Raw genomic sequence first — 16727 nt, forward strand, 5'->3', positions numbered from 1 at the left:
CAGATGAAACTCCCCCTCATGCTCAACAAACCAGCCTTCTTGTCGATGAACGCTCGCTCACTCGCTCCTCCCACAAAACAAAAACCCCCCACCGCAAAGCGGTAGGGGCACCAGCATCAGCTCTCAGATGAAGTCGTCTGTAACGTCTTCACTTCAGCTTCTTGTTCTTTCTTTTCCGCAAACAACCCATCGGAGATGCGGTCGAGACTTGGACGAAGTGTCCCTTTGCCTGAGTAGTTCTCGAGCATTTCTTTCACGTCAATGCCAGAAGACGCTTTCAACGTTTCTTGAAGCGTGGACATCAAGTTGGTTGCGTACGACGTTACTTTGTTAGCCCCGCCGCCTTCGCCACCACCTGTGTCGACTACTGTGATTTTGTCGATGTTGCTCAGTGGAGAAGCGATTTGCTTCGCGTACTCTGGCATCATGCGGACGATCATGTCGAGAACAGCTGCTTGGCCATACTGTTCGAAGGCTTCTGCGATTTTGCGTTTCGCTTCGGCTTCTGCAAGACCTTTCAAGCGAATGATTTCTGCTTCTGTTTCCCCTTGCGCTCTCTCAGAATCGGCTTTCGCAAGACCGTCGAGACGAATCTTTTCAGCGTCGGCTTTCGCTTTTGCTTCGATTGTATATTTCTCTGCATCGGCTGAAGCCATTTGGCGAGCTTTGTCAGCGGCAGCATTTTGCTCGATTGCGTAACGGTCCGCATCGGCTTTCTTCTTCACTTCTGAATCGTACTGCTTCTCACGACGAAGGATCTCTTTTTCTTCTAGTTCAATTTGCTTTTGACGCTCGATGATCTGGACTTGCATCTCTTGCTCGGTTACTTCTTGTTTCGCACGAGCCGATTCCAACTCGTAGGCTTGGTCAGCGCGGGCTTTTGCGATATCTTGCTCGCGGCGGTACTCAGCCACTTTTAATTGATTTTCTTTTTCTGCTTCAGCGATTTCTGTAGCGCGCTCAAGTTCTGCACGTTGTGCATCTTTAGAAGCCTCTGCACGTTTGATACGCGTCTCTTTTTCGGCTTCCGCAGTTGCGATATCTGCATCACGTTTTACTTGAGCGATTCGTGGTTTCCCTAGTGAATCCAGGTAGCCGTTTTTGTCTCGAACATCTTTGATTGTGAACGATACAATCACAAGACCCATCTTAGCTAGGTCGTGTGAAGCCACTCGCTGCACTTCTTGTGAGAACTTGTCACGGTTCTTGTAAATCTCTTCTACTGTCATCGAACCTAAAATGGAACGTAAGTGACCTTCTAGAACTTCTTTCGCTTCGTTTTCTCGGTCATCTTTTGTCTTTCCGAGGAACTGCTCAGCAGCTGTAGCGATTTGAGGGATTGTTCCACCAATTTTAATGATAGCTGTCCCATCGGCCATCACCGGAACACCTTGCTCCGTATAGACTTCTGGAGTCGTGACTTCTAGTTTGCTTGAAAGCAAGCTGAGTGGTTCAGACTGTTGGAACACCGGCAATACGAATGTTCCTCCACCACGGATGATTTTAATCTTGTTGCCCGATTCATCCGTATGTACAGTTTTAGATCCTAAATAACTTCCTGTTACGATGAGTGCCTCGTCTGGTCCTACCGTCTTATACTTTGCAACGTAGACGCCGATAATAGACAATAAAATGAATCCAACGACACCAGCAACAATCCAAATCCCCATATCCAATCCCATGTTCATGCCCCCTATAATTTAAATGGTTCGTACTCTTTGACGTAAAACGTTCCTTCTTCCACTTCGACGATCAGCACAGTTTTGCCAAACGCAATGTCTTCATTCTCAAGACCCGTAGCTCGCTTGGCGAGATTCCCATTGTTGGTTTCAATCAAGATTTCCCCGTAGCCATCTGCTGGAATTGGTACGATGACTTGACCGACTTGACCAGCAAGGGATTCATCCGTATAGGCGAGCGACACTTCCGCCGATGCGAGTGGAATCAGGACAAAGAAATAAATGAGAACATCGAGAATGACGGCAGCGACCATAGCTGCGATCAAGATCAGCCAACTATTCCAATCTGTCATCCACTCAAGTACTAAGCCTACTGCAGAAGTAAGCGTAAAGAACGCGAGCACCAGTGTAGGATGGAGAAAAGGAATCCCTTCACCAATCGCCTCCGTCACATCCCCAAAGAACAGATAGAGAAATGTGATAGCGGCCATCAGGACGAGAATAAAGAAGTAGACTTGTTCCATTGAATAACCGAAAAGTTCCATGTTGGTTCACCTGCCAAAATCCGTCATTTTTAGTGGTCATCTACTATACGACTCGATATCCAGAAGGTTTCAAAAAATAGATAAAAAAATTCAACTCTAGAGAATGTTCTGAATTTAAGTTATACTTCAATTTGTAAAATTTATTTTTTGAGGAGGCATTTATGAAAACCCTTACACGTTTATCTAACCGGATTATGGAGCGTTTTTTACCTGATCCCTATATTTTTGTTGCCCTACTTACTTTACTCGTTTTCGCATTAGGTGTAGGTCTTACAGAGTCTAGCCCACTCGACATGGTCGTTTATTGGGGAGATGGTTTCTGGGGACTGTTGATGTTCACGATGCAGATGGTCGTGGTTCTTCTAGCCGGACACGTTCTAGCGAGTAGCCCACCGATCAAAAGAATTTTGAACAAAATGGCCGGTACCGTAAAAACTCCAGGTGGCTCCATTTTATTAGTCACTATCGTTTCATTAGTTGCAAGCTGGATCAACTGGGGATTTGGTCTCGTCATCGGTGCCTTATTCGCAAAAGAGATTGCCAAGAAAGTGACTACGGTTGATTACCGTTTGCTAATTGCGAGTGCGTATTCAGGTTTCGTCATTTGGCACGGCGGTCTTGCTGGTTCGATTCCATTATCGATTGCTACACCAGACCATCCGTTCCAAGGCATTATGGGGGTCGTTCCGACTTCAGAAACGATTTTTTCTACATATAATTTAGTAATTGTAGTGGCACTTCTTGTCACGATTCCCTTGTTGAATCGCTGGATGATGCCGAAACCGGAAGATACAGTTACAGTAGATCCGAAACTACTTGAAGACGAAGTGATCCTTGAAAGACCTGAGCAGATCACACCGGCTTCTCGTATGGAAGACAGCTATATTTTAACCGTTTTAATCGCAGTACTGGGTCTGACTTACCTAGGTTGGCATTTTGTCACAAAAGGGTTTGACTTGAACTTGAATATCGTCAACTTGATTTTCGTGATCCTCGGAATCGCTTTCCACGGAACGCCTCGCAGTTATTTAGCAGCAGTGAACAATGCGGTTAAGACTACGGGTGGGATTATCATCCAGTTCCCGTTCTATGCAGGGATCATGGGAATGATGGTGACATCTGGACTTGCAGGTGTCATCTCGACTGCTATCGTGAGCATTTCGAATGAGCACACGTTCCATCTGTTTACGTTTTACGCGGCAGGAGTTGTCAACTTCTTCGTACCATCAGGTGGCGGTCAATGGGCCGTGCAAGCACCGATTATGTTACAAGCAGCATCTGAGCTTGGCGTCAGCTATTCGAAAACAGCTATGGCCATCGCTTGGGGAGACGCTTGGACAAACATGATTCAGCCATTCTGGGCTCTTCCAGCACTTGCTATTGCGGGTCTGAAAGCAAAAGACATCATGGGTTACTGTGTATTTGTTCTCATCCTTAGCGGAATTGTCATCAGCCTAGGATTGTTCTTCTTCTAAGAAGCACATACTACAACCACCGAACTGGTTTCGGTGGTTTTTTCTATAACATTATACTTATATACTACCAAAAATAATCAAATCCTTATTATTACGGTAATGTAAAGTTTGCAATTTGGGAGTAAAAAGTATAGAGATAAAGTAAATTTGGTGGTACTATGTAGAAGTTTTCAAATTTCTTTTGTCCAGGAGGGACACTTATGTTTGATTCTAAAAAGCCAGATCCATTTTTTCACTCACTTCATGAGATTGCTCTGAACGTCCAAAAAGCAGCTCATTACGCGGAGGACTTTAAAGTGACAACCGTGCAAGATTTGCAAGATTTAGCGCTGCAAATGAAAAAGTATGAAACGGCTGGAGATAAATTAGTCCACGATTTAATTGAACGACTTAATAATGCCTTCATGACTCCAATCGAACGCGAAGATATTCTAGCACTTGCTGTCCGTATGGATGATGTTATTGACGGTCTTGAGCATTTCACAGCACATTTAGAAATTTACTCCTTACTAGAGATTGACGATTCTATGCGTACTTTCGTCAACCTGATTGTCAAAGCAAGTGACGAGATGGTCAAAGCGATGGAGCTTCTTCAAAAGAAAAAGCTTCTTGCGATGCGTGACCACTCTATCTTGATCAAAGACTTTGAACGCAAATGCGACGAAGTGTTCCGTTCTTCTCTAAAGCAATTGTTTGTTACAGAGACGAACCCAATTCGCATCATCCAGTTCAAAGACTTGTACGAAAAACTAGAAGAGATCGCCGACTATACTCAAAACGTAGCGAACACAGTCGAAACGATCATCATGCGTAACGCGTAGGAGACGACTATGGATATCCTACTAGTACTCACCATCTTAGTTGTCATCTTTGCGTTAGCATTTGATTTTATCAACGGGTTCCATGATACAGCCAATGCTATTGCTACTTCCGTATCCACTAGGGCCCTCAGTCCACGGAAAGCTGTATTGCTTGCAGCCATCATGAACTTTGTCGGCGCCCTCACCTTCACAGGTGTGGCCAAAACGATTACAAAAGACATCGTCGATCCTTTCGCTTTATCGAACGGGTCCGTCATCATCCTTGCTGCTCTTTTAGCTGCTATCACTTGGAACTTGATCACATGGTATTACGGTATTCCATCGAGTTCTTCCCATGCCCTTATCGGCTCGATTGCAGGAGCAGCTATCTCAGCAGCCGGATTTGCCATTTTGAATTACGAGGGCTTCCTGAAGATTTTACAAGCTTTATTGATTTCACCATTCATCGCTCTTGCAGTCGGGTTCTTGATGATGAGCTTGTTCAAAGTGCTCTTTAAAAATGCGAGTCTGTACAAGACCAACAAACGCTTCCGTATCTTCCAGATCGGCACGGCTGCGCTACAAGCATTTACACACGGTACGAACGATGCTCAAAAAGCGATGGGGATCATTACAATGGCCTTAATCGCAGCGAACCTTCAAACGACTACAGATATTCCCCTGTGGGTCCGTATTGCAGCAGCGACTGCAATGGGTCTTGGAACTTCAGTGGGTGGTTACAAAATCATCAAGACGGTCGGCGGTAAGATCATGAAGATTCGTCCAGTCAACGGAGCAGCAGCGGACCTGTCCTCTGCCATGATCATCTTTGGTGCAACGACAATTGCGCTTCCTGTTTCTACGACACATGTCATCTCATCTGCAATCATGGGAGTCGGTTCGGCACAACGAGTTAAAGGCGTGAAATGGGGCGTCGCACGTAAAATCGTGATCACATGGATTATCACATTGCCGATTTCAGCCTTACTAGCAGCGCTTTTCTACCAGCTTCTAAACTTAATCTTTTAAATTTCAGACATGTACTCGATTCGTTCGAGTGCATGTTTTTAATTAGGAATGCTAAGATAAACTTACTTACATAGAGAGAGGATGCGTTTCAATGGTACTAGAACTGATGAAAGCTCATGCTTCCGTGCGAGACTATAAAGACCAGCCACTGTCTCGTGAGCAAGTTGTTGAATTAGTAGAAGCAGCACAAATGGCCGCCACTTCCCATTTCGTCCAAGCCTATAGTATTGTCTGGGTAACCGATAAAGAAAAGCGCTCTAAAATTGGGGAGCTCTCTAGCAACCCACAACAAATGGAGACAGCGGGCGCCGTATTTTTGATGTGTGCGGATTACCGGAGACTTCAGCACGCCAGTGAGATGCACGGCGAACCGATCGTCTACGATTACGCCGAGCAATTACTTGTAGCTGTAACAGATGTGGGCTTGCTGGCACAGAATCTCGCGCTTGCTGCAGAATCTCAAGGGTACGGCATCTGTTATATCGGAGGAATTCGGAGTAACATGGAAGCGATCAGCGACCTTGTGGAGCTCCCAAAAGGCGTCTTCCCTGTCTATGGTTTAACAGTCGGTGTTCCAAACGAACACAATGAAGTGAAACCTCGCCTTCCAGTCGAAGCCATTCTTCACGAAAACAACTACGATGCGAAAAAGTATGAAACATTGCTTCCTGCGTACGACGAGACCATCTCAGCTTATTACAAGCGCCGGAGCTCCAATCAGAAGTCGACCACGTGGACGAAACAAATGGCTGATTTCTTGAAAGCTCCTCGCCGGGCAGAAATCACGGACTTCTTGAAGAAACAAGGATATGAAATGAACTAACCTAAAAAAGCAGCTTTTCCGTTTTTCGGAGAAGCTGCTTTTATAGTCGGTATCGTATGGTTTCCCAAACGAAGCGAATCTGATCATCGAACGCTGTGACGGCGGAAGTGGGTGTGAAGTGATGTGCCAGCATATAAACAATTCCGACAATCCCTAAACATCCAATCGTGATATAAACGGTGAGTGCCATAAATCCTTTCACAACACTCCATACATCGGTAATCAAACTGTACATCCTTCCCCTCCTTACATTCCTTATATTGCCTTTAGTATATACAAGAAATGTTGCTGTACTATTTCAGTACGTTTAAGAGTTGATTTCGTTACAGTTTCATTTTAATAAGTAAGCAGCGAGCACACACTCATGAATGCGCTCCACGGTCTCTAATCGAATGAGCCGCTTGATGCCCTCAAACGCAAGCTCCTGTTGTATGGACGCTCCATTTTTTATTGATAGTTCTACTCCATGTTCTGAAGCAAGCAAGTTCTTCAACTGAATGTTGTCGCCTGCCATCACGCCTTCATACAGCAGCCAATCGCTTTCAAGCCTTGTTAAGTCTTGGCTCTGTTCGATTAGCTCGAAGAGGTGCTTCTTAAGGGACTCTCCTTCTTTACCTTTCGACACGACTGCACAGCCTTGAGAATCCACCACTAAGAGAAGATCCGATAAGCCGGTCCATCTATGAGCTGCACTCTGATCTTTAAAAACGAGAACACTGACATGTTTATCATCTGTCGGCAAGTAGACTATTTGCTCAAGAGGTAGCGCGCGGTTCGAGAAATGATCTAATGCTTCGAGAACCCCAGTCGGTTCTACTTGGATTTCTCTCCCAGTCTCTGTCTGGACTGTAAATCCGTTTAACCATTTCTTGAATGCCGGTGCTTTCCGCCGCTTTTCAAACCATTCTTCTAGAGGATTGATTGCTGCTTGCGCATAGTCTTGGGATTCCACTTGAACGATTTCTTTAGAAGGTAGACGAAGGGCGGTCAAATCGCCTCCAAAGACGGCTCCTTGGTCAATATTGATGGTACGTTGCACTTCTAAGGCAACCGGTCTGGGATCGTGTCCCCAAATAATTAATTCAGGTGAGTGGTGGTGAATGGTCCAGTCACCACGCTTTGGCTTTCCGTTCCTCTGCACTCCCACCACTGGTCCGTACCTACAATAATCAGCAATCTTTGGAGACTGTTTGCCGATATAATCGTCCCGAATGCCTGCATGTACAGCTACTGCTACAGAAGCTCCATTATCTTGAATCACATAATGAGATGGTGCATCTAGTAACATGTTTTTGATTCGTTCTTTCAAGCGGTTTGTGGCAAGAGAGCCGTGTTGTCTCTCGTAATCCAGAAATTCTTCCTCAACCCGTTCATCGCCGTGCGCCAAAGTAACTTTGCGGCCGTCCAACCAGCGCGCAATCTTCCAGCCATGATTGGAATCAATCATATAAGCGAGTCCCGCTTTTATGTGAGCTTCAAAAAACAAGAGGCTGTCGAGAGAGCGAGGGCCACGACTCATAATGTCTCCGAGCGACAGAATTTTGCGTCCTTCAGGGTGCCGGTAGAAACCGTCTGCACTTTGTTTGTAGCCAAGCTTCTCAAGAAGCAAAAGCCACTCGTCCATACAGCCGTGAATATCTCCTATAATATCGAGACCTTTCCCTAGTTCAATCCATTTCGGTTCACTCATGGTCGTGTCCACTCCTTTCTAGTGAAGATGACGACCGTCGAGTCCTCTGTCTGTTGAAATCGTAGTGTATAAATTTGGTGCACATTCATCGTGTGACACCACTCTTGAAACGAGTTGTCTTCCTCTACAGTGTGCAGATTTTTTGAATGTATGAGGACGAGATGTTTCGGGAAATAATCGTGTAAAAATAAGTGAAGGACCGCTTCAAGACGCTGGGATTCCACGCGTTCGAAAAGATCATGTAAGATGATGGAGTCTTTTGCCTTCCACTGGTCGTCGTAATAGAAATAAGAACCCCAAGCGAAGTGGAGAGCTGCTCGTTTGGCATAGCGCTGGAGTCGCGCGAGAGTGTCTACTGAAGAGTCAAGAGCCCAAAGCGTTTCAATTTGGGCATTTTTCAAGAGCTCCTGAGTGAGCATTCCCTCTCCCGCTCCGAAATCGACAACCGTCCGTACACGTTGCTGTTTCAGCTCTTTCGCAATCCATTGGTAGGTACTGTGCATGGCGGCGCCTCCTTTTTCTTCAGTATAGCACTGGCTAGAAAAAAGCCGCAGCTGACAGACTTGTCAGCTACGGCATTTAAAGATTCTTACAATCCACTTTTCAGAGCGTCCCCAAATTCATGGTCTCCATTGACGAGTTCAATGGACTTTCCATAAGTTGAAGAGTCTCCTACAACGTGCGCTAGAGCATGAGCGACATCGTCTCGAGTGATGTCACCCGGCTTTGCATCTTTGCCTGCTGCATAGCGGCCTGTTGGCGCATCGTCTGTCAAAGCACCTGGACGCAGGATTGTCCAATCTAGAGAGGATTCTTCTACGTGATGATCCGCGTAATATTTGGCGACATAATACGGTTTGATTTCGTCACTCCATGTGGAGCGGTCTCCGACACCGAAGGCACTCAACATGACGTAGCGTTTGACGCCAGCTTGTTCAGCAGCTTCCACAGTTTTTACTGCACCGTCTAAATCAATGAGTAACGTCATGTCAGCACCTGTGCTGCCACCAGAACCTGCTGCGAAGATGACCGCATCATAGCCGTGCATTGCTTTCGCTAAATCGTCGACGGAGCCTTCCAGGTCAGCTAACACTGCATGAACCCCTTTTTCTTCAAACTCTTTTTGTTGCTCGTCTTTACGAACCATGGCTGTGACTTCATGTGCTTCATCTTTGTGTAGCGTGTTGACCAATTCTTGTCCGACTTGCCCATTTGCTCCTACTACGAATACTTTCATGTGAAATCTCTCCTTTTCGTTCGATCTCACAGCAACATCAACAGCTCCAGCTTCTCTTTTTCGCCAGATAGGTCACCGATTTTTCCATCGCCACATAGCAGACTGCTACAATGACCATGGCCATCAAAGGATGGTCGAGTACAGGAAGACTCGTTTTCATCGCAACCCAGAGACTGCCTAGCGTCACGAGGAGGCCTGTAAAAATAGCTGCCCCGTAAAGAAGGCTCTTTGTACATCTCATGTTGTTCCCACCTTTGTTCTCTAACCTATCATACACCTTCCATCCACCACAAATAGAACGTCTTGAATTCCTGCAACCTGGTACACTAAGGATACGTCAACCATTTCATTAAGCGTGAAGGAGATTTTTATGAAAAAATCGTTTGTCTTTATGAGCACCATCTATCTGGCTCTGCTCGGAACAGCTGTTGTCTATTATCCACAGCATGTAGAGACTGCGGTTATCGAAGATAGAGCTCAGCTCCTACCTACTCAAATGAAACGTATCACAGCAACTACAGAAACAAATGAACTTCAGGACCTACTAAATGAAGCGGCTAAAGAGGACCGCGTCATCACATTAGCAGGTACGCAACATAGTCAAGGCGGACAAACGCTGTACCCCGGTGGTTGGCTTATAGATATGAAAGAGTACGATGAGATTCTCGCTTTCGACCCGACCGCCCAGACGCTTACTGTACAAAGCGGAGCCACTTGGTCCAAAATTCAAGAGTACATACAACCCCACGGACTTGCGCTCCAAGTCACGCAGTCGCAAAGCATCTTTACAGTAGGCGGTACCATGAGCGTCCATGCACACGGACGGGATCTTCGCTACAACGCCCTTAGTGAGAGCATTGAATCGTTCCGATTATTGACAGCAGATGGCACCATTCTAGATGTATCAAAGGATCAACACGCCGACTATTTTCAACACGTTTTAGGAGGGTACGGTCTATTCGGAATTATCCTCGATGTGACTCTTCGTCTGACTGAAGATGAATTGTATGTGCAGCAAACTGCAGAACTAGATTATCAAGACTACCCGGAGTATTTTAAAGAACAAGTTTTAGAAAATCCTGAGGCAAAGATGCACTTGGCTCGACTTTCGACGGCGCCTGATACTTTTTTAAAAGACATGTATGTAACGAACTACTTAGTAGCTCTCAATCAGGAGTTGCGTGACGACTATGCAAAGCTTTCTGAAGAACGGATCATTGCCATACCGAAGTTTATGTTAGGAGTTGCCCGCTATAGTGACACCGGAAAAGACTGGTTCTGGGACGTGCAGCAAACCTATTCAGAACGACTCGACGGCGACCTGATCACTCGCAACAACGCTATGCGCTCTGATTCTACGTTTATGGATTACGAGTCGTCTTCTCGAACGGAGGTCTTGCAAGAATACTTTGTTCCTATCGAACAGTACGTTTCCTACATCGACGCCTTACGCGAAGTACTGGAGCGCCACGATATCAACTTGTTAAATATCACCGTTCGGTATGTGGAGAGGAATGAAGACACGGTACTCAACTACGCCACTAGTGACATGTTTTCTCTAGTGCTACTGATCCATCAACCACTTGATGAGGACAGTTTAGCAGAGACGGATGCTGCCATCGAAGAAATGGTAGCGACTACACTTGCTCATGACGGCAGTTACTACCTGCCTTACTACCAGTTCCCGACTCGAAAACAGTTTAAAGAAGCCTATCCGAAGTGGCAGAGCTTCCAACAGTTTAAAGAACAGGCTGACCCTGAAGGCCGCTTTCAAAATTTATGGTATAAGGAGTATTTCGAATGACCCCGACGCTTCGTCAATTCATCCAGTTTCAAAGTGTAATCGGCATGGCGAGTGCTATGATTTTCCCTTTCTACATTCTCCTGCTTCGAAATGTAGGAGACAGCTATGCCCAGTTCGGTTGGGCGTATGGTTTGTTTGCGTTATCGTCGGCGCTAGCATACCCGTGGATTGGGAGACTGTCTGACCGAGTAGGCGATCAGAGATTGCTGCTAGTTTATAGCTGGGGCATGGCACTTGTGCTTCTCGTCTTACCGTTTCTCACGGATGTTTGGCAGATCTACATCGTGCAAATCGTAATGGGGCTACTCGGTGCTATTGGCCGGAACAGTGAAAAGACAGTTCTCGCGCGGGTCACGACAACAGACAAAGCAGGAAAAACCATCGGTAACTATCACACGGTTACGGGTGTCGCTGCTGCAGTTGCCATCATCGCTACTGGGTATTTGGTGGACTTTTTGACCATCGGTGCCTTGTTCTTCCTCGCATCGTTGTTGTTTGCAAGTAGCGCGGTGATGATTCACCGTATCAAAAAACCGCTCTCCTGAAATCCTCAGGAAGAGCGGTTTGCTTTTTGTGGATACAAATACTTTCGAATCGGTAGGGTTAGATGCAGCAAACGAAAAGCCAGATACCCGACGAACACGCCGATTGTATTTAACAACAAGTCGTCTACATCAAAGCTGCCCACTGCCATGAACCACTGGAGTAGTTCGAGTACCAGACTGAACAGGAATCCGAAAACTAGCGTGACAATCAGATAGGGCTTCCAGCGAAACAATAAAGGAAACAGCAATCCAAAGGGGACGAAGCCTAGCACGTTTCCTCCTAGATTGGAGATACGCACGGTCCAAGGAATTCGAGAATCGTTCCAGTACAGCCCGATGGTTTCAAAAAGAGTAAAGTTATTCGTCGTCCACTCACTCGGACGCTGGCGTTCAAAGATGTTGTTAACGGCGCTCTGGGCGTCCATTTCTTTTAGCACGACAAATTGTACGACGAGCGCACAATAAGCTAGAAATGTGAGCCACAACGCACCTTTCGTAAAAGTTCGCATGGTGTCGTGTTCTCCTCAATTGATGGAATAGACTTTCATTCTACAACAAATTTCGGGAACAGACGACTGTCACAAGAGTTCGGTCACACTGTAGATTCGGCCATTTTCGATAGATGGCGCATCTAAAAGTTGAACCAGTGCATCGGCGACTGTCCTTGGTGAGCGTAGATCCCCTTTTTCTTTTAGCTCCTGAAAACGTCCAACATCAGCAAATGCCTCTTCTGATGAGCTGCGAATCGTTTCTTGCATGCCTGTGTCCATTACACCTGGATTGTAAGCAATAACGCGGTGATTACTGTTTTGCTGATCGAGCTCAAGTCCCGCCACCTGCGTGTGCATATTGATGGCAGCTTTCGTGCTGTTGTATACGCTCCATCCTGAAATCGGGCGAGACCCTGCTCCAGACGTCACATTTACAATGGTCAACTGACCATCCCATGATTTCGCTTTCGTAAGCCATACATTTGTCATCAGCATCGGTGCCATGACATTGACACGAAATGCCGTCTCGACTCGGTCTGGATCTAGTTTTCCGATACGCTCGATTGGATCAATTACGGAAGCATTGTGAATCAGGGTCACTTTAGTTGCGCTGCTTTTTACAACTTCTTGCCACACATGTTCCGCAGCGGTAAGTGGTACTCCTGATTTAGACAAATCATATAACAGAGACGTGAGCCCTTCACGCTTGGGCGTCTCACTTCGTGCAATCCCAATTACAGGAATCCCTTTTTCAAGAAAGCTCTCTACTAGTCCTTCTCCAAGACCTTTTGAAGCGCCTGTCACTACAGCTAGTTCCATGTCAATTCCCTCCCAATGGTTTTACATAACATACAACTCGATTTGCTTCTTGAAATCCGAGTTTCTCATGCATGCGCTGGCTATCCACATTCGGTAGTTCCACGTCACTTGCAAATTCCGAACATCCCTTGCTAGAAGCCCATTCTTCGCAGGCAGTGACTAAGTGGCGCGCAATGCCTCTCTGGCGATAGTTTGGATGCACATAGAGCCCTTCTAAATACCCAACAGGACTTGAGTTTGTTCCCTCTACGTAGTCGTGTCTGAGTTGCACTTGTGAAAATCCAATGGCGTGTACACATTCCCATGCAAGAAAGAATACTACTTCTGGATCGCGAGTTGAGTTTTCCAGCTCTTCCAACCACTCAGCCCGTTCTTGACCAGGCCAAAGAGCTTGTAAGAGAGGAATCAGATGCAGATGCTCTTGTGCTGTCAATTGGCGGATGATCATTCCCCTTCGCCTCCAGGAACGTCATGCAAACTGATCTCGTTCTCCAGCGCAGTCAGCATGATTTGATAATCACCCTTTTTATAAAAAGTCGTAGTACCTTGTTCCGCTGTCTTTTCCCATCCGCGTTGCCAGATGATAAGGCGGTAACTTAGAGGGACATCTCCATTTCGTTTGGCCTTGTCCCATTCGTAAATGGTCAGTCCGTCCGACTGTTCAATGCGCTCCGCTTCTTTTGCGATAGGAAAGCCTGCGTGCGCTTCTGCTGACCGGTACTGACTATTTTGATAGGCATAGAAAATGACGACAGAATTGACTACCAGTAAAACAACAAATGCGAGCCACTTCCAACGTTTCATGACGATTTCCCCTTTCGGTACCTGTACGTCTCAAAGATGGCGAGGGCGAGGAGCAACAACGTCACTAGCACATAAATCCAAAATGTGCCCACTTCTTGCAAAGATTCTCTGTATACCACTATAAAAATCAGTGCCGCAATACTTACGAGATAATGAAAAAACATCAGCATTAAGCGGCGGTCGGATGATTTATTCATGAACGGACTCTCCATTCCATTTTCGAATTGTTCGTGCGGGGTTCCCTCCAATGACCATGTCATCTGGGACATCTTTTGTGACGACGGCACCGGAAGCGATGACCACCCGATTCCCGATAGTCACTCCTGGCATGATCAACGCTCCTCCTCCAATCCAAACATCGTCTCCAATGACAACGGGTTTAGCAAACTCTCTACCGGAAGAACGCTCTACAGGATCAAGTGGATGAGTAGCCGTATAGATATGAACACCAGGACCTAGCATACAACGATCTCCAAAACGAATCTCACAAACATCAAGGAACACACAGTCAAAGTTGGCGAAAAACGCTTTTCCCGTGTGAATATTATAGCCATAGTCTACACGAAGTGAGGGCTCAATGATTGGTGGTTCTGCCGTTTCTCCAAACAAGGCTGCCAGTAGCTCCATTCGCCTTTCTGTTTGTTGTGGAAGTGTCTGATTGTAACTATGTACAAGCTCGCGGGCACGCATTCGCTCTGCCACGAGCTGAGGATCGTTGGCTAAGTACATCTTACCTGCCAACATCTTCTCTTTCTCTGTCATTCCGTCCACTCCCCTTTCTGCCATTATCTCGAAAAACACTGCAAAATACAAAAATCAAAAAAACTGCCAGAGGAATTTCCTCTGACAGTTTTGCTTGAGTGTACAGTTAAACTTCTCGAACTACTAAATCGTATTTGCGATCATGTGGAAACTCCGCACCGTCTTCTCCCTCGAAACCACGTCGGTCTTTTAAGTAATCAAACGTACTGAGCGTATCACGATACACAGCGCGTTTCAGGGCTTGTTCGCACGTTGGCACACGTCCATCCTGCGTCTCAAGTTTCAGTCCCATCAGTTTATACCCAAGGGTCTGACCGTTGTTTTTAAATTGGAGTGCTTCAAGTCCCCACATCACGACTGTTGGCAACAACGTAGCATAAACAGCTTCTGCTGAACGGTTCTTTTTCGTCACACCTTTTAGCGCAGCTTCTACTGTTAAAGAAACCGCCGTTGCGACTGCCGTATCAATCAATACCGCTTTTGTTCTCTTTTTTGATAAGTCTTTCATGTCATCCATCCTCTCCTTTAGGCGTCTAAGAATCGAGCACGTACTGCTACTGGGGGAATCGAACAAGCTTCTTTCTTACCAAACCACTTGTAGCGGTTGCGAGCGATCAGCCGATACCCTGCATTCCTTAAAAATTTTGGAACAACATGTCCTGCAGCGAGATACTTCCAAGGCTTGTCTAAATAGCGAGCTACTCTGAAAGCCGCATCCGATTCTACATAGGCTTTACCTTTATCAATGAAAATAAAACTATCGGTATCGGCTGGAATCTGTTGCTGTCTCAAAATGGTTTGGGCTTGCTCGCTTTGAAGGGAAGCGAAGTGAATGATTCCCCTCGAATCTCGTTTCCAAATAAATTGCACACTGGAATCACAGAAATTACAGACCCCGTCGTACAGTACGATTTGTTCAGGTTTCATGGTATTCTCACCTTTCGTTTGTGAGGAATGCGGGAAGTTCTTTGACACTTGGTAACGTGATCCAAGGTTTGATATCTGACTGAGCTGCCATCTCTGGCGTCGTCACACCACTCATGACTAAGACGGTCGGAATACCTGCTCGGTTCCCCATCAAGATGTCGGTCTCTAACCTATCTCCTATCATATAGCACTGATCAGCAGGAAGCTTGAGGAGTTCTGACAATACAAGATCAGCCATCAGCTTCGATGGCTTCCCACCAATTTCTGTGATAGGCTCTTTCGTTGCTGCTTCTATAGCTGCAATAAGCGTTCCACAGTCTGGCACTTCTCCCCCATCAACTGGACACGTGACGTCTGGATTCGTCGCCACTATGCGCGCCCCGTTGTTCCATGCTTGGTATAGTCTATTCAGTTTATCATAGGTGAACTGCCGGTCCCAACTCAGCACTACGGTCTGTGCTTCTCGCCAGTCTTCTGTCATGACAAGTCCTGCTTGGCTCAGTTCGTCTTTTAGTGGTTGCTCCCCAAGGACATAGTGACGATCCCCTTCGTTACCTGAACGCTGCAAATAGATGGCTGTCGCGTAGCAAGAGTTGACCACTTGGTTAACTTCTAAACGAAATCCCATTTTTGTTAATTTCGCATGGTACTCTTCTTGACTTTGAATCGGTTTATTTGTGACGAAAACTACAGAATGACCCTTCTCTATCAGCCAATTGTATGTATCAAGTGCGCCTTCAATCATCTCGTTTCCCCGATAAATCGTGCCGTCCAGATCAAATAAAAATCCTGCCATATATTCCACTCCTTTTTACCGCTATACCCGCCACGAGTTTCAAAAAAACCGCCCTGCTCACAGGACGGTTACTCATCACGGTATTGTTTAATATGGCTACGCTGATTGCGGAAGGACATTGTCCCCACCACGACAACAAGAAGTCCGACGATACCTAAAAGAATCGTCCAGATGGTTGGGCCGCTTTCTGAAGACTCCGTATAGGTTGCTTGCACGTAAACACCTGGACTGGTCTCTACAGCAATGGCTTCCGAGCGATCGACTCCGCGAATCTCATAAAAGAAGGTTCCAACAGGAAACGCATTGGATGCCCCAGAGGTCATCTCAGAAGTCTCTTCGGTTACTTCTCCAATGGCCACTCCAATTTCATCTGAAGTGACAGGCTCTGAAGACTTTACTTCGTATACTCGTCCTTCATGGACGACAAATTCATAGGCTGCCGAAACTAGTGGCGCTCCAAGCAGCATGAACAGGATCAAACTATGTATGATTTTCATGCAT

The 16727-nt window shown here is 46.2% G+C and carries 23 protein-coding genes; 6 read left to right on the forward strand and 17 right to left on the reverse strand.

Annotation, left to right across the window (positions count from 1 at the left end; translation table 11 throughout):
- Positions 1 to 116: 116 nt before the first annotated feature.
- Positions 117 to 1682 carry a flotillin lipid rafts scaffold protein FloT gene (locus tag CQS04_RS11685; RefSeq protein WP_100354299.1) on the reverse strand — a complete coding sequence of 522 codons (1566 nt, stop codon included), beginning with the start codon at positions 1680 to 1682 and terminating at the stop codon, positions 117 to 119.
- Between the two features lie 11 nt (positions 1683 to 1693).
- Positions 1694 to 2224 (reverse strand): NfeD family membrane protein, encoded by a 531-nt coding sequence (locus CQS04_RS11690; protein WP_100354300.1) that lies wholly within the window; start codon positions 2222 to 2224, stop codon positions 1694 to 1696.
- Positions 2225 to 2385: 161 nt separating this feature from the next.
- Between CQS04_RS11690 and CQS04_RS11695 the strand changes: the two genes are divergently transcribed.
- The 4 genes from CQS04_RS11695 to nfsA all read left to right on the forward strand — a co-directional run bounded on the left by CQS04_RS11695 (position 2386) and on the right by nfsA (position 6351).
- Complete coding sequence (locus tag CQS04_RS11695) at positions 2386 to 3699, forward strand: short-chain fatty acid transporter (RefSeq protein ID WP_100354301.1); 1314 nt, start codon at positions 2386 to 2388, stop codon at positions 3697 to 3699.
- A 200-nt stretch (positions 3700 to 3899) separates the two neighbouring features.
- The gene (locus CQS04_RS11700; protein ID WP_100354302.1) at positions 3900 to 4520 is read left to right on the forward strand and encodes a DUF47 domain-containing protein; all 621 of its coding nucleotides are present in this window, start codon (positions 3900 to 3902) and stop codon (positions 4518 to 4520) included.
- 9 nt (positions 4521 to 4529) lie between these two features.
- Positions 4530 to 5528 carry an inorganic phosphate transporter gene (locus CQS04_RS11705; RefSeq protein WP_100354303.1) on the forward strand — a complete coding sequence of 333 codons (999 nt, stop codon included), beginning with the start codon at positions 4530 to 4532 and terminating at the stop codon, positions 5526 to 5528.
- Between the two features lie 91 nt (positions 5529 to 5619).
- On the forward strand, positions 5620 to 6351 hold the full coding sequence (nfsA, locus tag CQS04_RS11710; RefSeq protein WP_100354304.1) for an oxygen-insensitive NADPH nitroreductase: 732 nt from the start codon (positions 5620 to 5622) through the stop codon (positions 6349 to 6351).
- A 40-nt stretch (positions 6352 to 6391) separates the two neighbouring features.
- On the opposite strand, the gene CQS04_RS11715 is transcribed toward nfsA, so the two are convergent.
- The 5 genes from CQS04_RS11715 to CQS04_RS11735 form a co-directional block, all read right to left on the reverse strand.
- The gene (locus tag CQS04_RS11715) at positions 6392 to 6586 is read right to left on the reverse strand and encodes a hypothetical protein (protein WP_100354305.1); all 195 of its coding nucleotides are present in this window, start codon (positions 6584 to 6586) and stop codon (positions 6392 to 6394) included.
- 96 nt (positions 6587 to 6682) lie between these two features.
- Positions 6683 to 8041 carry a hypothetical protein gene (locus CQS04_RS13900; RefSeq protein WP_174688402.1) on the reverse strand — a complete coding sequence of 453 codons (1359 nt, stop codon included), beginning with the start codon at positions 8039 to 8041 and terminating at the stop codon, positions 6683 to 6685.
- Positions 8038 to 8544, reverse strand: a complete 507-nt coding sequence (locus CQS04_RS11725) for a class I SAM-dependent methyltransferase (RefSeq protein WP_100354306.1) — start codon at positions 8542 to 8544, stop codon at positions 8038 to 8040. Before CQS04_RS11725 ends, CQS04_RS13900 begins: the two co-directional genes overlap by 4 nt.
- 86 nt (positions 8545 to 8630) lie before the next feature.
- Positions 8631 to 9278 carry an SDR family oxidoreductase gene (locus CQS04_RS11730; protein ID WP_100354307.1) on the reverse strand — a complete coding sequence of 216 codons (648 nt, stop codon included), beginning with the start codon at positions 9276 to 9278 and terminating at the stop codon, positions 8631 to 8633.
- Positions 9279 to 9315: 37 nt separating this feature from the next.
- Positions 9316 to 9519: a hypothetical protein gene (locus tag CQS04_RS11735; protein WP_100354308.1), complete on the reverse strand. Its 204-nt coding sequence runs from the start codon at positions 9517 to 9519 to the stop codon at positions 9316 to 9318.
- Positions 9520 to 9648: 129 nt separating this feature from the next.
- On the opposite strand from CQS04_RS11735, the gene CQS04_RS11740 reads away from it, so the two are divergent.
- Together CQS04_RS11740 and CQS04_RS11745 are read left to right on the forward strand one after the other, a co-directional pair.
- Complete coding sequence (locus CQS04_RS11740) at positions 9649 to 11082, forward strand: FAD-binding oxidoreductase (RefSeq protein ID WP_100354309.1); 1434 nt, start codon at positions 9649 to 9651, stop codon at positions 11080 to 11082.
- Complete coding sequence (locus CQS04_RS11745) at positions 11079 to 11627, forward strand: MFS transporter (protein WP_100354310.1); 549 nt, start codon at positions 11079 to 11081, stop codon at positions 11625 to 11627. Before CQS04_RS11740 ends, CQS04_RS11745 begins: the two co-directional genes overlap by 4 nt.
- Positions 11628 to 11632: 5 nt before the next feature.
- Here CQS04_RS11745 and CQS04_RS11750 read toward each other — a convergent pair whose 3' ends face one another.
- The 10 genes from CQS04_RS11750 to CQS04_RS11795 form a co-directional block, all read right to left on the reverse strand.
- On the reverse strand, positions 11633 to 12136 hold the full coding sequence (locus CQS04_RS11750; RefSeq protein WP_100354311.1) for a VanZ family protein: 504 nt from the start codon (positions 12134 to 12136) through the stop codon (positions 11633 to 11635).
- A 69-nt stretch (positions 12137 to 12205) separates the two neighbouring features.
- Positions 12206 to 12937 carry an SDR family NAD(P)-dependent oxidoreductase gene (locus CQS04_RS11755; RefSeq protein ID WP_100354312.1) on the reverse strand — a complete coding sequence of 244 codons (732 nt, stop codon included), beginning with the start codon at positions 12935 to 12937 and terminating at the stop codon, positions 12206 to 12208.
- A gap of 1 nt (position 12938) precedes the next feature.
- Positions 12939 to 13385 (reverse strand): aminoglycoside 6'-N-acetyltransferase, encoded by a 447-nt coding sequence (aac(6'), locus tag CQS04_RS11760; RefSeq protein WP_100354313.1) that lies wholly within the window; start codon positions 13383 to 13385, stop codon positions 12939 to 12941.
- On the reverse strand, positions 13382 to 13741 hold the full coding sequence (locus CQS04_RS11765) for a hypothetical protein (protein ID WP_100354314.1): 360 nt from the start codon (positions 13739 to 13741) through the stop codon (positions 13382 to 13384). The genes aac(6') and CQS04_RS11765 overlap by 4 nt, the downstream gene beginning before the upstream one ends.
- On the reverse strand, positions 13738 to 13938 hold the full coding sequence (locus tag CQS04_RS11770) for a hypothetical protein (protein WP_100354315.1): 201 nt from the start codon (positions 13936 to 13938) through the stop codon (positions 13738 to 13740). Before CQS04_RS11770 ends, CQS04_RS11765 begins: the two co-directional genes overlap by 4 nt.
- The gene (locus tag CQS04_RS11775) at positions 13931 to 14503 is read right to left on the reverse strand and encodes a sugar O-acetyltransferase (protein WP_100354316.1); all 573 of its coding nucleotides are present in this window, start codon (positions 14501 to 14503) and stop codon (positions 13931 to 13933) included. The genes CQS04_RS11770 and CQS04_RS11775 overlap by 8 nt, the downstream gene beginning before the upstream one ends.
- A gap of 106 nt (positions 14504 to 14609) precedes the next feature.
- The gene (locus CQS04_RS11780) at positions 14610 to 15011 is read right to left on the reverse strand and encodes an RDD family protein (RefSeq protein WP_094943040.1); all 402 of its coding nucleotides are present in this window, start codon (positions 15009 to 15011) and stop codon (positions 14610 to 14612) included.
- Positions 15012 to 15028: 17 nt separating this feature from the next.
- Positions 15029 to 15430, reverse strand: coding sequence for a thiol-disulfide oxidoreductase DCC family protein (locus tag CQS04_RS11785; protein ID WP_100354317.1), 402 nt, complete (start codon positions 15428 to 15430; stop codon positions 15029 to 15031).
- Positions 15431 to 15437: 7 nt separating this feature from the next.
- On the reverse strand, positions 15438 to 16226 hold the full coding sequence (locus CQS04_RS11790; RefSeq protein WP_100354318.1) for an HAD-IIA family hydrolase: 789 nt from the start codon (positions 16224 to 16226) through the stop codon (positions 15438 to 15440).
- Between the two features lie 68 nt (positions 16227 to 16294).
- Complete coding sequence (locus CQS04_RS11795; protein WP_100354319.1) at positions 16295 to 16723, reverse strand: hypothetical protein; 429 nt, start codon at positions 16721 to 16723, stop codon at positions 16295 to 16297.
- Positions 16724 to 16727 lie beyond the last annotated feature (4 nt).

The sequence above is a fragment of the Chryseomicrobium excrementi genome, assembly GCF_002798305.1.
GTDB classification, from domain to species: Bacteria; Bacillota; Bacilli; order Bacillales_A; family Planococcaceae; genus Chryseomicrobium; species Chryseomicrobium excrementi.

Coding starts and splice junctions, on each gene's coding strand:
- CQS04_RS11685 (WP_100354299.1), bottom strand. CDS start 1,682: ATGGGATTGGATATGGGGATTTGGATTGTTGCTGGTGTCGTTGGATTC.
- CQS04_RS11690 (WP_100354300.1), bottom strand. CDS start 2,224: ATGGAACTTTTCGGTTATTCAATGGAACAAGTCTACTTCTTTATTCTC.
- CQS04_RS11695 (WP_100354301.1), top strand. CDS start 2,386: ATGAAAACCCTTACACGTTTATCTAACCGGATTATGGAGCGTTTTTTA.
- CQS04_RS11700 (WP_100354302.1), top strand. CDS start 3,900: ATGTTTGATTCTAAAAAGCCAGATCCATTTTTTCACTCACTTCATGAG.
- CQS04_RS11705 (WP_100354303.1), top strand. CDS start 4,530: ATGGATATCCTACTAGTACTCACCATCTTAGTTGTCATCTTTGCGTTA.
- nfsA (WP_100354304.1), top strand. CDS start 5,620: ATGGTACTAGAACTGATGAAAGCTCATGCTTCCGTGCGAGACTATAAA.
- CQS04_RS11715 (WP_100354305.1), bottom strand. CDS start 6,586: ATGTACAGTTTGATTACCGATGTATGGAGTGTTGTGAAAGGATTTATG.
- CQS04_RS13900 (WP_174688402.1), bottom strand. CDS start 8,041: ATGAGTGAACCGAAATGGATTGAACTAGGGAAAGGTCTCGATATTATA.
- CQS04_RS11725 (WP_100354306.1), bottom strand. CDS start 8,544: ATGCACAGTACCTACCAATGGATTGCGAAAGAGCTGAAACAGCAACGT.
- CQS04_RS11730 (WP_100354307.1), bottom strand. CDS start 9,278: ATGAAAGTATTCGTAGTAGGAGCAAATGGGCAAGTCGGACAAGAATTG.
- CQS04_RS11735 (WP_100354308.1), bottom strand. CDS start 9,519: ATGAGATGTACAAAGAGCCTTCTTTACGGGGCAGCTATTTTTACAGGC.
- CQS04_RS11740 (WP_100354309.1), top strand. CDS start 9,649: ATGAAAAAATCGTTTGTCTTTATGAGCACCATCTATCTGGCTCTGCTC.
- CQS04_RS11745 (WP_100354310.1), top strand. CDS start 11,079: ATGACCCCGACGCTTCGTCAATTCATCCAGTTTCAAAGTGTAATCGGC.
- CQS04_RS11750 (WP_100354311.1), bottom strand. CDS start 12,136: ATGCGAACTTTTACGAAAGGTGCGTTGTGGCTCACATTTCTAGCTTAT.
- CQS04_RS11755 (WP_100354312.1), bottom strand. CDS start 12,937: ATGGAACTAGCTGTAGTGACAGGCGCTTCAAAAGGTCTTGGAGAAGGA.
- CQS04_RS11765 (WP_100354314.1), bottom strand. CDS start 13,741: ATGAAACGTTGGAAGTGGCTCGCATTTGTTGTTTTACTGGTAGTCAAT.
- CQS04_RS11770 (WP_100354315.1), bottom strand. CDS start 13,938: ATGAATAAATCATCCGACCGCCGCTTAATGCTGATGTTTTTTCATTAT.
- CQS04_RS11775 (WP_100354316.1), bottom strand. CDS start 14,503: ATGACAGAGAAAGAGAAGATGTTGGCAGGTAAGATGTACTTAGCCAAC.
- CQS04_RS11780 (WP_094943040.1), bottom strand. CDS start 15,011: ATGAAAGACTTATCAAAAAAGAGAACAAAAGCGGTATTGATTGATACG.
- CQS04_RS11785 (WP_100354317.1), bottom strand. CDS start 15,430: ATGAAACCTGAACAAATCGTACTGTACGACGGGGTCTGTAATTTCTGT.
- CQS04_RS11790 (WP_100354318.1), bottom strand. CDS start 16,226: ATGGCAGGATTTTTATTTGATCTGGACGGCACGATTTATCGGGGAAAC.
- CQS04_RS11795 (WP_100354319.1), bottom strand. CDS start 16,723: ATGAAAATCATACATAGTTTGATCCTGTTCATGCTGCTTGGAGCGCCA.